Source organism: Thermobifida cellulosilytica TB100, assembly GCF_001517975.1.
Lineage (GTDB): Bacteria > Actinomycetota > Actinomycetes > Streptosporangiales > Streptosporangiaceae > Thermobifida > Thermobifida cellulosilytica.
In genome coordinates this window covers 329,731-346,041 of record NZ_KQ950180.1, presented here as the reverse complement: position 1 = coordinate 346,041, position 16,311 = coordinate 329,731, and the positions used below count along the sequence as shown (strand labels likewise).

At 71.7% G+C, this 16,311-nt stretch carries 10 protein-coding genes; 7 read left to right on the top strand and 3 right to left on the bottom strand.

The window, feature by feature from the left end:
- Positions 1–8 precede the first annotated feature (8 nt).
- On the top strand, positions 9–2,288 hold the full coding sequence (locus AC529_RS01490) for a GmrSD restriction endonuclease domain-containing protein (RefSeq protein WP_068753124.1): 2,280 nt from the start codon (positions 9–11) through the stop codon (positions 2,286–2,288).
- Between the two features lie 39 nt (positions 2,289–2,327).
- On the opposite strand, the gene AC529_RS01485 is transcribed toward AC529_RS01490, so the two are convergent.
- On the bottom strand, positions 2,328–4,421 hold the full coding sequence (locus AC529_RS01485) for a UvrD-helicase domain-containing protein (RefSeq protein WP_068753123.1): 2,094 nt from the start codon (positions 4,419–4,421) through the stop codon (positions 2,328–2,330).
- Positions 4,422–4,628: 207 nt separating this feature from the next.
- On the opposite strand from AC529_RS01485, the gene AC529_RS01480 reads away from it, so the two are divergent.
- From AC529_RS01480 to AC529_RS19305, 6 genes are all read left to right on the top strand, one after another.
- A complete protein-coding gene (locus AC529_RS01480; protein ID WP_232306522.1) occupies positions 4,629–5,096 on the top strand; it encodes a DNA-processing protein DprA in 468 nt (155 codons plus the stop codon).
- A gap of 472 nt (positions 5,097–5,568) precedes the next feature.
- Positions 5,569–8,238 (top strand): TerB N-terminal domain-containing protein, encoded by a 2,670-nt coding sequence (locus AC529_RS01475; RefSeq protein WP_083947851.1) that lies wholly within the window; start codon positions 5,569–5,571, stop codon positions 8,236–8,238.
- On the top strand, positions 8,231–9,607 hold the full coding sequence (locus AC529_RS01470) for an ATP-binding protein (protein ID WP_068753121.1): 1,377 nt from the start codon (positions 8,231–8,233) through the stop codon (positions 9,605–9,607). Before AC529_RS01475 ends, AC529_RS01470 begins: the two co-directional genes overlap by 8 nt.
- Position 9,608: 1 nt before the next feature.
- Positions 9,609–11,822 carry a DEAD/DEAH box helicase gene (locus AC529_RS01465; RefSeq protein ID WP_068753120.1) on the top strand — a complete coding sequence of 738 codons (2,214 nt, stop codon included), beginning with the start codon at positions 9,609–9,611 and terminating at the stop codon, positions 11,820–11,822.
- A 304-nt stretch (positions 11,823–12,126) separates the two neighbouring features.
- The gene (locus AC529_RS01460) at positions 12,127–13,050 is read left to right on the top strand and encodes a DNA-processing protein DprA (RefSeq protein WP_068753119.1); all 924 of its coding nucleotides are present in this window, start codon (positions 12,127–12,129) and stop codon (positions 13,048–13,050) included.
- 28 nt (positions 13,051–13,078) lie between these two features.
- Entirely contained in the window at positions 13,079–13,816 is a 738-nt protein-coding gene (locus AC529_RS19305; RefSeq protein WP_157080021.1) for a phosphoribosyltransferase, read from the top strand.
- A gap of 174 nt (positions 13,817–13,990) precedes the next feature.
- Here the strand turns inward: AC529_RS19305 and AC529_RS01450 are convergent, their stop codons facing one another.
- Positions 13,991–14,821, bottom strand: coding sequence for an MBL fold metallo-hydrolase (locus AC529_RS01450; RefSeq protein ID WP_068753118.1), 831 nt, complete (start codon positions 14,819–14,821; stop codon positions 13,991–13,993).
- Positions 14,822–14,911: 90 nt separating this feature from the next.
- Complete coding sequence (locus AC529_RS01445) at positions 14,912–16,240, bottom strand: vWA domain-containing protein (protein WP_068753117.1); 1,329 nt, start codon at positions 16,238–16,240, stop codon at positions 14,912–14,914.
- Positions 16,241–16,311 lie beyond the last annotated feature (71 nt).

Genomic DNA, 16,311 nt, shown 5'->3' with positions numbered 1-16,311 from the left:
GGCCACCGATGACCAAACTCTCCACCATCCTCGACCACATCGACAGCGGGGCGATGCTGCTGCCCGAGTTCCAACGCGGCTACGTGTGGAACCGCGACCAGGTCAGAGGACTGATGCGCTCCCTCTACCTGGGGTACCCCGTCGGTTCGCTGCTGGTGTGGGAGACCGAGGTGGACCCGGAAGCAGTCCGCGGCGTCACCGCCAACGTCTCCGGCACCCGGGCGCTGCTCCTCGACGGGCAGCAGCGCATCACCTCGCTGTACGGGGTGATGCGGGGGCGCCCGCCCGCCTTCTTCGAAGGCGACGCCACCGCCTTCACCGGCCTGCACTTCAACGTCGAGACCGAGGTCTTCGAGTTCTACACCGCGACCAAGATGCGCGGCGACTCGCGCTGGGTGGACGTGTCCCGGCTGTTCACCGAAGGGCTGCGCGCCGCGCTCTCCACCTTCGACCCGAGCGCCCCCGGCACCGACATGATCGCGGTGATGGAGCGGCTGACCAAACTGCACGCCATCCAGGAACGCGACTTCCACGAGGAGAAGATCACCGGCCGGGACAAGACCGTCGACGTCGTCGTCGACATCTTCAACCGGGTCAACTCCGGCGGCACCAAACTGTCCAAGGGTGACCTCGCGCTCGCCAACATCTGCGCCGAGTGGCCGGAGGCGCGCGGCATCATGCGCGGCCACCTCGCCCGCTGGGAGGAGATGGGCTTCTCCTTCAGCCTCGACTGGCTGCTGCGCTGCGTCACCGCGGTCGCCACCGGGCGCGCCTTCTTCTCCGCCCTGGAGGAGGTCAGCCCGCAGCAGTTCCGCGACGCGCTGGACGCCGCCGTCGACTACATCGGCAAGTTCCTCGACACCGTCTCCGGACGCCTCGGCCTCGACCACGACCGGGTGCTCATGGGCCGCTACGCCGTCCCCGTCGTCTGCCGCCTGCTCCACCTCAACGGCGGCGACTTCGACGACGCCCGGCACCGGGACCGCGTCCTCTACTGGTACGTCCACGCCGCCCTGTGGGGACGGCACTCCGGCTCCACCGAGACGATGCTCGCCCAGGACTACGCGGCCGTGCAGGACGACGGCGTCGACGGGCTCATCCGGGTGCTGGAGCAGTGGCGGGGCGGCGCCCTCACCGTCCGCCCGGTCGACTTCTCCGGCTCCACCATGGGCTCCCGCTTCTACCCGATGCTGTACCTGCTCACCCGGGTCGGCCAGGCCCAGGACTTCGGCTCCGGGCTGCCGCTGCGCAAGGAGATGCTGGGCCGCCTCACCAGCCTCCAGGTGCACCACATCTTCCCCAAGGCCCTGCTCAAGCAGCACTACAACCGCCGCCAGGTCAACGCGGTCGCCAACTTCTGCTTCCTCACCCAGGACACCAACCTGAAGATCGGCAAGCGCGAACCGCGCGAGTACTTCGCCGAGGTCGAGCAGCGCAACCCGGGAGCGCTGGCCTCCCAGTGGATCCCCCTCGACCCTGCGCTGCGCGAGGTGGAGCGCTACGAGGACTTCCTCAGCGAACGCACCCGGCTGCTCGCCGACGCCGCCAACCGCTTCCTCGACGAGCTCCGCGAGGGGCGCTCCGAGGCCGCGGAGAGCGTCGCGCTGGGACGGGTCGCCGTGGTCGAGGAGGAGGACACCGAGCGCGACGCCCGCGCCGCCCAGCTCGACGCCCTCGTCGAGGAGCTGGCCGCGCTCGGCTGCGCCGCGCCGCAACGCAACGTCGAGATCGCCGATCCCTCCGACGGGCGCCCTCTGGCCGTCGCCGAGGCGTACTGGCCGGACGGGTTGCAGACCGGCCAGGACGACCCGGTGGTCCTGGAACTCGACCCGGAGGAGGCCGACGAAGCCGCCCTGGAAGGGCTCGGATACCGCGTGTTCACCTCCGCCGACGCGCTGCTGGAGTACGCGCGGCGGCGCAACGCCAAGGCCGCCGGGGAGACGGAGTCGGCCCCGCCCGCCGGAGCGGGGGCCGCCGACGGGGGAGCGGACCCGGAGATCCTCGCCGCGTTCGACGAGGCCCTCAACTCGGTGTGCGACCGCACCTGGGCGGAGACCGGGTACCGGCCCACCTACTTCCGGAAGATGCTCAACGAGCGCGGCGCCCTGGCCACCGCCAAACTGCTGCTGTCCAAGCCGACCATCTCCGACGGCTTCGTCAAGCTGTGGGAGCTGGGACGGCCCGACCTGACCGTCGAGGCGGTCGTGCTCAGCCACCCCGCCTACGCCAAGCTGTTCACCCCCGAGGAGCTGGAGACCGCCCGCCGCCGCGTCCGCGACCTCCTGTGACCGGCAGGTGGGGGCGGGCCGCACCCGCCCCCACCGCCGTCACGGCAGGAACGGGCTCGGCTCGCCGCTGTACGACACGTACAGCGCGTCGCGTGCCCGGGTGCACGACACGAACAGCAGGTTCCGCTCCCGCTGCAGGTCGTGGCCGTGCGCGACGGGGTCCTCCGCGCGGTCGGTGACCTGGGCGGTGTAGGGCACCAGGTCGGCGTCCACACCGACGACCGCCACGCACCGGAACTCCAGGCCCTTCATGCCGTGCATGGTGCCCACCCGCACCCCCGGAACCCCCGGTCTGTCCGTCAGGGAGCAGCAGTCGACGCCCGCCTCCCGCAGCCGTTCGGCGACCTCGTCGGAGAGCAACCGGGTGCGCGCGGCGATCCCGATCGAGGCGGCCTCCACACCCTGCGTCAGCCACTCCTCCACCTGGTCGACCAGCGCGTCCAGCTCGGCCCCGCGGTCGGCGAAGCCCCGCACCACCGGCCGCCGCCCGTGCAGCGGGGAGGTGTAGGAGTCCAGGCCGTCGGCCAGGTCGTCCAGGCCGGTGACGGGCGCGGCACCCAGCACCCGCACCGCCCACGACAGGATCTCCTGGGTGCTGCGGTAGCTCACCGTCAGGCGGCGGCTGCGCCCCCGCACGCTGATGCCCAGCGAGTTCAGCGACACCCGGTGGTCGTAGATGCGCTGGTGCGGGTCACCCGCGAGGAACAGGTCGTCAGGCCCCTCGGCGACCAGCGCCCGCACCAGCCGCCACTTCGCCGGGTGCAGGTCCTGGGCCTCGTCCACCACCACGTGCCGGTACCGCCGCTGCCCGGTGCGGTCCAGGATGTCGGCGGCCTCCGCGGCGATCTGCGTGAACGACCACAGGTTGGACTCGGCCATCCGGCCGGTGGCGGCCAGCACCGCGCGCCACACCCGGCGCCGCTGGTCGGGGCCGAGCCGCCCGCCCCGGCCGCGCCGCGGCGCCTCCAGGTAGTCGCGTTCGGTGCGCAGGTTCTGGGCGAGGATCACCTGCTCCCACTCGGTGAGCAGGAACGCGCCGGAGAACCCGCTGTCCGCGCCCGCCTCGTCCCACAGCGGTTCCAGGACCGTGGCACGGCACGGCTTGGGGTCGGTGCCGCGGTCCTCGGCCACCACCTGGTAGGCGACCTTGTCGAGGTTGCGCACGTCCACCCGGTCCCGCTGCCCGGGATCCTTGACCAGCAGTTCCAGTTGCGCGCGCAGCGCCGCGTCCAGGGACTTGGTGAACGTGGTCAGCAGGATCGGCCGCCCCGAGTCGTAGCGGGCCGCCAGGTGGGCGACGCGGTGCAGCGCCGTCACCGTCTTGCCGGTGCCCGCGCCGCCGGTGACCATCGCCGGTCCGTTGTAGTCGCGGTAGGCGATCCGGCGCTGCTGCGGGTGCAGGAACACCCGCCACAGGTCGAACGGGGCTTCCAGCAGTTCGCGCAGGCTCTCCGGGCCCTCCACGAACACCGCCCGGTCGGGGGAGCGTCGGATCGCCGCGGTGAGGTCGTCGGGGTCGACCTGCTCGGGCGCGGACTCCTCCGCCAGGTCCCGGCTGAGCTGCTCCCACGCCTCCTCCACGGTCATCCCCGAGGCCAGCGCCACCAGGGCGTTGTGCTGGGCCTGGGGCAGCAGGGCCTCCAGCGCGTCCAGGTGGGCCTCGTCGGTCAGCAGCCGCACGATCGACAGGACCTGCTGGTCGACGCCCAACTGCAACAGGTGCTTGTCGGGCACGTGGTCGAACAGGCGGGTCTCGGTGGTCTCGGCAACCGAGGCGAGCACACCGCTCATGGTCTCCAGCCCGGCCTCGTCGCGGACCTCCAGCACGCCCAGCGCCTGGTTGACGGAGAAGCGCTTGTTGCGGATGTAGGCGTAGGCGTCGTCGTGCGGCAGCACCGTGACCAGCAGGTAGGTGTCGCCCTTCTCCGGAGCGAGCACCACGCCCCGGTAGCCCTGGGTGATGCGCAGCGTGCGGACCCGGGGGTCGCGTGCGTCGGCGATCTTCTCCAGGTGCCCGCCGGCGTAGTAGTTGGTGGCGAACTTGTGGAGCGCCTCGTCCACGGCCTTCTGCACGCGCTTGTCGAGCTTCGCGTACCGCTGCAGGAAATCCTTGTCGATGGCGAGCTGCGGCATGATGGGGGGTCTTCTCCAGACGTCGGGCGGAAACGCTGCCTTCGGAGGGCGGGGAAGGCGTCTCCTACCTTACGAGCGGAGTGTCCGAAGCGGTGCTGAATCGAGGGGGTTGGGGAGAAACGGCCTTCTGTCGCGGAAATCCATTCCGACAGCATCTGCCCTGGGGAGAACTCGGGTTCCAGCGCGGGTGCGGGGTGCGACAGGGGAGTGACGGTCGTCAGTGGGCTCGCGGCCGGAATCGACACGGCCGCGCACACCGCGGCGCTGCGACGGGGCGGACGGACCGTGGCCGTCATCGGCACCGGGATCAACCGCTGCTATCCCCGGGAGAACCGGAGGCTCCAGGACGAGATCGCCGAGCGGGGGATGGTGCTCAGCCAGTTCCTGCCCGACGCGCCGCCCACCCGGCACAGCTTCCCGATGCGCAACGCGGTGATGAGCGGCTACGCCGCCGCCACCGTCGTCGTCGAGGCCGGGGAGCACAGCGGTGCGCGCATCCAGGCACGGTTTGCCCTCAAACACGGACGTCCGGTGGTCTTCCCGCGGGAGCTCCTGGCCAACCAGTGGGCACGCGACTACGCCCAACGCCCCGGGGTGTACGTCGTGGCGGGGATGGCGGACCTCATGGACATCGTGGACGACATCCTCGCAGAGTCCGCCGCGGCGGCCACGTAGGCGGGAGCGGTGCACGTCGGCGGGCGAGGCGCGCCGATGCGGGAGGAACGGCCGGGCAGCCCGCGCCTGGGCAGCTCCGGGTAACGCACAGTGCGCACAGCGGTGGCGGGGATTGTGATCAGCGATCTCCAGGATCGAGGAAGAAGGAAAAGGGACTTCCGAAAGTCTCCGAGTCCGGCAGAGCCCCGGAGACCGTTGTCCCCCCGACCCCGAAGCCGGAGGCCAGGCGGTCCCGCTACCGCGATTCCCCGAGGCCGGGACGCGTTGAAGCGGTCCTCCGACACCGTGGCCGAAAAGGTGTATTGGGGGACAATGTAGGAGAAAAGGCAGCCTTCCTGTTGGCTCAAGAGGGCGCACTGCCCGCCTTGAAAATCATGAAATTTGAGTAATTCGAGCTGTTTTCCGGCTCGCCCGGCTTGGTTGGCCCTAACATCAGCAGCCCTTGACTTCCCCCGGTCAGAGGTAGGACTCCATGCACGGTGGCGGACACACGCGGTCTTCAGCGGCACGCATCGCCGGAATCGTCGTCCTCGGGATTCCTGGTGTGCTGGGCGCGTTGCTGGGAGGAGTGTTGTGCCTCGCTGCGTTCGGCGGCCTGCTGGTCGGAGACGTGGCCGCTGCCTTCGCCACGATGGTCGTGGGCTCGGTCTTCGTCGCCGTCGGCGGGGCGGCCGTGTGGTTCGCGTTCCGCATCGGCAGGAACCGGCCGGGCCACGGGCCGACCGGACCGCAGGCGCCTCCCCGGCACTGGCCCACGGCTCCGAACAGCGCGGCGGCGCTCGGCGGCGGCCTGCCTCCCGCACCGAGGCCGCCCCTCGACCCCCACGCGGGCCCTCGACCCCGGCACGGACTGCCCCACATCCCCGCACCCGCGGCCCCGTCCCGGGCGGAGACCGGTACGGACAGGCCGCGGCCGTCGGCACCGCCCGCAACTCCTCCCGCCACGGCGAAACCGCCCCGTCCTGCTGCCGTGCAGCACTCCCGTCCCCCCTCGACGCCGCGCCCGAAACCCGCCCCCGAGCAGGCGGCGCCCCGACCGCGGACCGACCAGGTCCCCAAGGTCGGCCGGTGGATCCCCGCCGGAGAAACCGTGCACGTCCAGGGATACGACATCCCCGGCGGGATGCTGTACGTGGGCAGGGAACTGTGGGCCGACAACGGCAGCACGGAACCCGCGCTGATCAACCCGCAGCTGCGGGTCAACCGGAACAGCCCGGACCGCACCGGCCGGACCATGGACTACTGGCCGTCCTACGACTCCATCACGCCCAGCGCACGCGCCGCCTACCTCTCCTGGTTGGCGGGCGGCCGCCGCGACCCCCGGGCCTCCATCGGATACGTCTTCCTCTTCTTCTACGGTCTGGAACGGCGCGTGCTCTGCGACATCGGCGCGCAGAAGCACCTGCGCGGAGAGCTTCCGGGAATCCGCGCGGAAGTGCTCCGGCTGCTGTCGATCTACGGGGAGAACTCGTCGTTCCACGGCTACGCCACCGACTTCCTGACCGTCCTCGACATCCTGACAGAGGACGAGGAGGCGGAACGGACTCCGCCGCCCTACGGCGGGGAGCGGTGGCCGACCCCGTTCCGGCTGCGCCTCGCCCTCGGCCGGATGGCACAGGAAGGCCGCCGGGTCCCCGCCGACTGGGCGCTCTCCTGGGCCTGGTACCACCCGCAGATCCACCCCAGGACACCGCAGCAGCGCTGTCCCGACGAGTTCCAGAGCCTGTTCCGCCTCCGGTTCGCCGAACGCCACCCCCGGGGCCTGGCTGTGCGCCCGGGGAAGACCCGGCTGCACTGGCACTACCGGCCCGCCAGCGAGGGCTTCCTGGGGACGACGGTCGACGTCACCGGCCTCGACGTGCCCGACGTCGTGGAACAGGCCGCCCCCACCCGCAAGCTCGCCGAACTGGTCGACCAGGTCACGGCCGAACTGGAACCCTACAGCCGCTGGCTGGGCCGCCACCCGGAGAGCGCGGGGACCCTGGCTGCGGCGGCGCTGCTCCCCGCCGAACTGGTCGACACCTCCGATGGCGAGGTCGGCGCGTTCCTCGACTGGGTCCGGGGCCGGCTCACGGGAGACGCCCCGGCTGTCGTCAACGCCGCCGAACTCATCGCGCGCTGGCCCACCGCCGCCCCGAACAAGATGACCAAGCGGGAAGCGACCGCCCTCACCGGGTTCCTGGCCCGCCACGGGATCGGCGTGGAACCCGACGTGCGCTGGGGCGGCCCCGCGCTGAAACCCGGCCCCGCGGTCCTGTTCCCCACGGGCGAAGCCGCTTCCGACGCCCCGTCCCCCGCCTACACGGCGACCGCGGTCCTGGTGCACCTGGCCGCGGCGGTCGCGATCGCCGACGGGGAGTTCCACGCGGACGAGCAGCGCCACCTGGTCCGCCACCTGCAGACGGCGCTCCACCTCACCGAGGCGGAACAGACCCGCCTGAACGCCCACCTGACGTGGGCGGTCGAGTCGGGGGCCAAACTCGCCGGCATCCGACAGCGGCTGGAGGCCCTGACCCGGGCCCAACGCACCTCCATCGGCGACTTCCTCGTCACCGTCGCCACCGCCGACGGGGTCACCTCCCCGCGGGAGGTGAAGACGCTCAGCAGGATCTACGAGCTGCTGGGACTCGACCCCGACCGCGTCCACCAGCGGCTGCGCCCCACGCACACGCTGGGGCGGCCGCCCGGAAGCACCGCGACGACGGGCCGGAAACCGACGGCGGGCATCGGCCTGGACCAAGCCGCCGTCGCAGCGAAGCTGCGCGAGAGCGAAGAAGTGGCCGCCCTGCTCAGCGCCGTGTTCACCGACGAGGACACGCCGCCGGACACCCCTGCCCGGCAGGCGCCCGCCGCACCGGCGGCCCCGCAGCAGAACGGGCGGCCCCCCGCCCCGCAGAACGCGCCGCCGACGGTCGCGGGCCTGGACGCGGCGCACTCCGCGCTGCTCCGCTCCCTCGCCGAACGGTCGACGTGGCCGCGAAGTGACTTCCACGCGCTCGCCGCCCGCCACGGGCTGATGCCCGACGGCGCGGTCGACACCCTCAACGAACTCGCGCTCGACGTCACCGGAAACCCGGTCATCGACGGCGACGACCCGATGGACATCGACACCGACGTGCTGCAGGAGCTGTTGGATGAGTGAAGCGCACCACCGCACCACACACCGGGGGGCCATCCGCCCGCGAGAACGCGACGCGGTCGTCCAGTCCCTGCGCGCGGGCATGGTGCCCCGCCGCGGACAGCACCTCATCCAGGTGGGGCGGGTCGAGGAGATCAAGGCCCTCATCGACGACATCAACCGGATCGCCGGCGGGGGAGCGGGCAGCAGGTTCGTCATCGGCCGCTACGGCTCGGGCAAGACCTTCTTCCTCCACCTGGTCCGGTCGATCGCCCTGGAGAAGCGCCTGGTCACCGTGCACGCCGACCTCTCCCCGGACCGGCGGCTGCAGTCCACGGGCGGACAGGCCCGCAGCCTCTACGCCGAGCTCATGACCAACATGGCCACCCGCGCCAAACCCGAAGGAGGAGCCCTCGCGAGCGTGGTGGAGCGGTTCGTCTCCCAGGCCCTCACCCAGGCCAGGGACGAGGGCGTCGACGTCGAACAGGTGATCCGCTCCCGCCTCGACCAGCTCGGCGAACTCACCGGCGGCTACGACTTCGCCGAGGTGGTCGCCGCCTACTGGCGCGGCCACGACACCGGCGACGAGCAGCTCAAGAGCAACGCGGTGCGCTGGCTGCGCGCCGGGTACGGTACCCGTACCGAGGCCCGGCAGGCCCTGGGCGTGCGGACGATCATCGACGACGCGTCCTTCTACGACCACCTCAAACTGCTGGCCAGATTCGTGACCATGGCGGGCTTCGGCGGGCTGCTGGTCTGCCTGGACGAGATGGTCAACCTGTACAAGATCACCCACACGCAGTCGCGTAACGCCAACTACGAGCAGATCCTGCGCATCCTCAACGACAGCTTCCAGGGGACCGCCACGCACCTGGGCTTCCTCTTCGGCGGGACCCCCGAGTTCCTCACCGACCCGCGGCGGGGCCTCTACTCCTACACCGCCCTGCAGTCGCGGCTGGAGGAGAACGCCTACGCCGACGCCGACTCCGGGCTGGTCGACCACTCCGGTCCCGTGCTGCGGCTGGAGAACCTCTCCCAGGAGGACTTCTACGTCCTCCTCACCAAGCTGCGCCACGTCCACGCCTACGGAGACCCGGAACGCTACCTGCTTCCCGACGAGGCCCTCACCGCCTTCATGGACCACTGCGCGCAACGCATCGGCGAGGCGTACTTCCGCACCCCGCGCACCACCATCAAGAAGTTCCTCGACCTGCTGGCGGTGCTGGAACAGAACCCCGGCGCGGACTGGAGGACACTGCTCGGCCGACTCGACATCGCCCCCGAGACCGCACCGGAGCCCTACGACAGTGGAGACGGCGGGGAGGCGGCCCCGTCCCCCGGACGGTCGCCTCGGGGCAGCGGCGGTGACGACCTCGTCGACTTCCGGCTCTGACATGGCGGCCAGCGGCACCGTCCCGGGCTACCGGCGGCTCCACCGCGGTGTCCAGCGTTGGCTCTGGGAACAGGGCTGGACCGGGCTGCGCGACATCCAGGAGCGGGCCATCGGCCCGGTGCTGGACGAGCGCTCCGACGTGATCCTCGTCGCCGCGACCGCCAGCGGCAAGACGGAGGCGGCCTTCCTGCCGGTCTGCTCCGCCCTGGCTGAGCGGAGCGGCGGACACGGGATCCGCGCCCTGTACGTCAGCCCGCTCAAAGCGCTGATCAACGACCAGTACGCGCGGCTCACCGACCTCTGTCGCCACATCGACGTGCCCGTGCACCGCTGGCACGGCGACGTGGCCGAGGCGGACAAGAAGGCCGTCCTGCGCACCCCGGACGGGATCCTGCTGATCACCCCGGAGTCCCTGGAAGCCCTGTTCGTTCGCCGGGGGCACGCCGCCGCCCGGGTGTTCGCCGGGCTGGACTACGTCGTCGTCGACGAGCTGCACGCCCTGATGGGCACCGAGCGCGGCGCCCAGATGCAGTCGCTGCTCCACAGGGTTGAGCTGCTGCGCCGCCGCAGGGTGCCGCGGATCGGCCTGTCCGCGACGCTGGGCGACTTCTCCGCGGCGGCCGACTTCCTCCGGCCGGGCGAGCGGGACCGGGTGCGGGTCATCGTGGGCAAGGACGCGGGCCAGCGGGTCAGGCTCGCGGTCCGGGGCTACCTCGACCGGCAGGCCCCGGGCGACGACGGGGGAGGGCCGGGCAGGCCCGCGGCGGAGTCGATCGCCGACGACCTGTGGGCGGCCCTGCGGGGCGGCCACAACCTCGTCTTCGCCAACACGCGTGCGGCGGTGGAGGAGTACACCGACCGGCTGGCCCGGCGCTCCCGGCGGCACGGGCTGCCCGACGAGTTCCTGCCCCACCACGGCAGCCTCTCCAAGGAGCTGCGGGAGGAAGCGGAGGCACGCCTCAAGGACGGCACCCGCCCCGCCACGGCCGTGTGTACCGCCACCCTGGAGATGGGGATCGACATCGGCCTGGTCGACACCGTGGCGCAGCTCGGGGCCCCTGATTCGGTCGCCGGACTGCGGCAGCGGCTCGGCCGCTCGGGGCGGCGCGGCCGACCCGCAACCCTGCGCGTCTACGTCGCCGAACGGGAGAACACCCCGGAGACCCCTCCCGGGGACATGCTCCGGACCGGGTTGTTCCAGACGGTCGCCATGGTCGACCTGCTGCTGGAACGCTGGTACGAGCCGCCGGACACCGGGCGGCTGCACCTGTCCACCCTGATCCAACAGGTCCTCTCCGTGATCGCGCAGCGGGGCGGCGCCCGCGCGCGGGAGTTGTACGACACGCTGTGCGGCAGCGGCCCCTTCCACCGGGTGGACGCCTCCGCGTTCGCCCGGCTCCTCCGATCAATGGCCCGCCACGACCTGCTCGTCCAGGAGGAGGACGGCCTGCTGCTCCCGGGAGAGGCAGGGGAGGAACTGCTCAACCGGCACGACTTCTACGCCGCGTTCACCACGGTCGACGAGTACCGCCTCGTGAACGGCGCGCAGACCCTGGGCAGCATGCCGGTCGACAACCATGTCGGCCCGGGGAGTCTGCTGGTCTTCGGAGGGCGCCGGTGGCAGGTCGTCGAGGTCGACCCCCGGCAGAAGGTGGTCGTCCTGCGACCGGGAGGCGGAGGACGGCCGCCCGTGTTCACCGGGGCCGACACGGACGTGTCGGACGGGGTGCGGGCCCGGATGCGGCGCCTGTACACCGGCCGGGACGTGCCCAGGTACCTGGACGCCACCGCGCAGGACCTCCTCGCCGAAGGCCGCGGGCACTTCCACCGGATGGGACTGGCCGACAGGACCGTGTACGCCTGGGGGAGCGACCTCCTGGTGTTCCCGTGGCGCGGCGACCGGGTGATGAACACCCTCGCCCTTCTGCTCAGACGGTGCGGTCTGACCGTCGGCGACGACGGCGCTGCGCTGACGGTGTCGGACACCCGTCCGCAGGACCTGTGGCGGACGGTCCGGGAACTCGCGGCGGGCAAGCCGCCGGAGCCGTGGGAGCTCGCCGCCCAGGCCGTGGACAAAGCCGTCGACAAACACGACCGGTACCTGGACGACGAGCTCCTCGTGCGCTCCTATGCGGCGCGTGCTCTGGACCTGGAGTCCGCCTGGGAGGTGGTGCGCGCCATGGCCGCGGAGGGCGCGGCCGTATCGGGAGGGTGATGAGCGGCTTGCGGTCGGCTTCCCGGGCGCTGCCGTGGCGATAACGGTTGCGCCGCTGTACCTGGCTTCCCGACCCGGGGCGCCTCGTAGAAGCGGAGCGGCGACCTGTGAAGGCCACCGCTGTCGGTGATCTGTTCCCCCTCCGGGAGAAACAGTCTTCTGACTCTGCGGTCCATTCCAAGCGGTATCCGCCATATGTTAGAACATATGTTCTAGGAAAATGGTGGGATCAGAGCAGGCTGGGAAGGAGGGAGCCCAGGTGTCGGGATTTGCTGCTCGGCGGGAACGCTCTACCCTGGAAGCCGTGCGGCGGGACGAGGAACGGGCTGCCCTGCTCGCCCTCCTGCTGGGCAAGAGCGGCGGATGGTCGAGGATTGTCGAGGACATTCTCGACACCGACAGTGTCTGGACGGTCCTGGAGAGAACGTTCGGCTCCCGGGACGCCCTCTTCGACGTCGCGGATTCCCCGGTCGAGCGCGCGCTGGCCCGAGCCCGTGCCCTTCTGGAGCAGTGCGAGTCCCGAGGCGTCGCCGTGCGGGCCTTCTGGGAGGACGACTACCCCGCCGCGCTCCGCGAGATCCACGAAATGCCCCCGGTGGTGTTCACCAGAGGGGAGAGGGTCGACGACCGGCGCGCCATCGCCGTCGTCGGTGCGCGCAGGGCGTCCCCGCGCGGACGGGAGATCGCGAGCAACATCGCCGAAGTGCTCGTGGACAGGGGAGTGACGGTCGTCAGTGGGCTCGCGGCCGGAATCGACACGGCCGCGCACACCGCGGCGCTGCGACGGGGCGGACGGACCGTGGCCGTCATCGGCACCGGGATCAACCGCTGCTATCCCCGGGAGAACCGGAGGCTCCAGGACGAGATCGCCGAGCGGGGGATGGTGCTCAGCCAGTTCCTGCCCGACGCGCCGCCCACCCGGCACAGCTTCCCGATGCGCAACGCGGTGATGAGCGGCTACGCCGCCGCCACCGTCGTCGTCGAGGCCGGGGAGCACAGCGGTGCGCGCATCCAGGCACGGTTTGCCCTCAAACACGGACGTCCGGTGGTCTTCCCGCGGGAGCTCCTGGCCAACCAGTGGGCACGCGACTACGCCCAACGCCCCGGGGTGTACGTCGTGGCGGGGATGGCGGACCTCATGGACATCGTGGACGACATCCTCGCAGAGTCCGCCATGACCGCCGACGAACTGGTCGATTCGCTGGAAACGGTGGAACTTGGCTGGTGAGGTGCGCCGCCACCCGATAGACAGCCGGGTGGACGTCCAGGTCAACTACCTGCACGCCGGGCCCCGCCACGGTGAAGGCGTCTGCCGGACCTGCTTCGGCGCAACCACCAGTCCGCGGTACCAGCTCTGCTACCAGTGCCAGAAAACCCGGGACAGGGCGGGCGGCCTCCTCGCCGACCTGGTCGTCCCGATCACCTACCGCAACGGGAGTGAAGGGCAGCACAGCCGTGACCTGAGGATGTACAAGAAGACCCCGGCAAGCGAAGCGGCACGCAAGAACCTGACCGTGCTGTTCCGGGACTTCTGCATGCGACACATCCGCTGCGTCAAGAACGCGGCAGGAGTAGCGTCCTTCACCCATGTGGCTTTTGTGCCCAGCACTAAGAAACCCGACCAGATCCATCCGTTGCAGGCCCTGCTCACCCCGACTGTCCAGAGCCTCCGAAGGATCGACCTCGGCGTCAACACCGACATCTCGGCCGAATCACGGGAGTTCAACCAGGACTGGTTTCTCCTCGACAGGATTCCAGACCCCAAGCCGCAGACGGACGTCCTGCTCATCGACGACACGTGGGTGAGCGGCGCGAGGGCGCAGTCAGCGGCGCACCGGCTCAAACGGGCCGGGGCGCGCAAGGTCGTCACGGTCGTGCTCGCCCGGCAGCTCGAACCGGGCTTCGCGCCAGCGCAACCGCTGGTCAAGCGCATCACCAGCAGCCCGTTCGACCGGGCCACCTGTGCTGTCCACGAGGAAGACGCTGCTGGGTGAGACCGCTGCCCGGAGGCGGTCTCCACCGTATCCGCAGAGCCCGCGCCACCACGGGAGACGACGAATCTCCATGACTCCGGAGGGCGCTGACCGGCTGTCCTTCTCGGAGCACTGCCGACTCCCTCTCGCCGAGCACACGCCCGGAAGCCGAAGTACACCCGCCCCGCGGCGGGCTCACCCGTCCAGGTCCACCTCGCCGCGCAGGAACTGGATGTACCGGTCGGCGCAGACCTCCAGGACCCGTTTGGCGTCGCGGCGCAGCACCGGCAGCCACCAGCCGCCGTAGATCCGGTCGAACCAGTAGGGGCGCAGCGCCGCCACGATGCCGCGCACCCAGCGCTCCGGCAGCGGCAGCCGGTTCGGCGCACTCCACATGAAGGTGATGCGGTCCTCGCCCGGGGTGACCATGACCGTGTCGCCGACCAGCAGCGCCCCCGCGCCGTCCGCGCCGTCGGCCCAGTGCAGGGCCGCGCTGCCGGGGAAGTGCCCGCCGCACTGCACCAGCGTCACGCCGGGCAGCACCGGCAGCGTGCCCGACCAGGTGCGCACGGCCGACGACGGCCGCTGGAGCCAGTGCGCGTCCACCTCGGGCAGCAGGATCTCGGCGTCGAAGGCGTCACTCCAGTCGACGATCGCCCCGTACATGTGCGGGTGGCTGGCGGTGACGGCCCGCAGCCCGCCCGCGTCCCGCACCGCCCGGACCGCCTCCTCGTCGAGGAAGGCGGGCGGGTCCCACAGCAGGTTGCCGCCGCTCGTGCACACCAGCAGGCCGCGCTGGCCGACGCCGATGTGCCGGCGCACCCCGACGCCGAGCAGGCCGGGCTCCACCTCGCGGACCTCGGTCGCATACCCGTCCGCGGCCAGCCCTGCCAGGGTCGCCCACCGCTGGCCGGTCGGCGGCACCCACTGGCGTTCGTCCGTGCAGAACCGGCAGGAGGCGGGCGGCTCCTCGGCGGCGGGGTAGTGGCCCCCGCAGGTCAGGCAGATCCACGGCGAACGGTCCACGGCATCCCCCGTCGTTGCGCGGTTCCCAGGGCTAGGGGGACGCCTACCCGCGTCCGCGCCCCGGACACGGAAGACCCGCGGCCCGGGACCTCAGTGTCCTCGGCGGCCGTCCGGGGCGGCGTCCGGCGGGTCCTGCCGGTCGGTGCCCTGCGGCGGCCGGGGCGGGGTGCTCTGCGGCCTGCCGCGTTTGCGGCTGGCCTGGTACTGGTTGGTGTAGATGCTCTTGGCGGTGCGGTTCACGTCGTCGACACGGGCCTGCGCGGCCAGGGAGTCGAGCTCCGCGATCTGGGTGCGCAGCTCCCCCGACGGGTCCAGGGGAACGGAGGCGACGAGCGAACCGCTGGCCTGGGCCAGGATGCCGGTCGCGGTCTCGCGGTCGCCGCGGCGCATCGCCTCGGCGGCGCGGCGCTTGGCGGTCTGCGCCTCCTGGTAGGCCAGTTCGGTGCGCACCTTCGGGTCGGGCACCCGGCCCGCGGCGTCGTCGCCCGGAACCACGTTCACCGACACCGGAAGCGACACCGTGTACGTGGTGAGCGACGCCGGGTCCACGTAGCCGACCTCCACCTCCGCCACCTGCGCGGGGCCGAGCTGCGCCACTCCGGGGACGTCGACGCGCAGCAGCAGCCTGCGCTGCTCCCCGGAGTAGAAGTCGCCGAGCTCTACCATGACCGTCCCGTCGGGCAGGCGGGAGGAGGGGAGCTCGCCGACGACGGACACCTCGCGTGCCGCGCCCACCGGACGCGCCTGAAGCGACGCCGCCTGCACGGTCTTGGCGAGCAGGTTCTCCACCTCGCCGGCGATGAGCGCGCCCGCGGTGTCGGGGTCCTCGGCGAACAGCGCGCTGCCGGTCCCGCCGTCGGAGATCGCGCCCAGCAGCTCCTCGTCGTAGCCCAGGCCGTAGCCGAGCGTGGTGGTCGACACCCCGTGGTCGTGCGCCGACCGGGCGATCCCGGCGAGCCGCTCGTGGTCGGTGATGCCCTGGTTGGCGTGCCCGTCGGAGACGAGCAGCAGCGTGGCGCCGCGGTCCGCGGAGGCCCGCCGCGCCTCCTGCACCCCGCGCAGCAGCCCGCTGGACAGGTCGGTCAGCCCGCCCGGGCGCAGCGCGCGGATGCGCCGGCGCACCGCGTCCTTGTCGGTCAGCGGCCCGGCCGGGACCTCCACCCGCGCGGTGCTGTCGAAGGTGACCAGCCCGAAGTTGTCGGTCGGGTCCAGCCGGTCCACCAGGCTCAGCAGCGCACGCACCGCCCCGTCCAGGCGCTCACCGGCCATGGAGCCGCTGCGGTCCAGCACGACCTGTAGGGTCGCGGGCGGGCGGTCCTGGCCGGGCAGCTCCGGCGCGGTGATGTCGAGCAGGAGATGCACCGTGTCGGCGGAGTCCACCGGGACGGCGTCGAATTCCAACAGGGCCGAGACGTGCATGGGGGGAGTCCTCCTGAGGGGGCGGTGGAACCCAGCATCGGCGATGCGGGGCCCGCAGCCCAAGCACACGG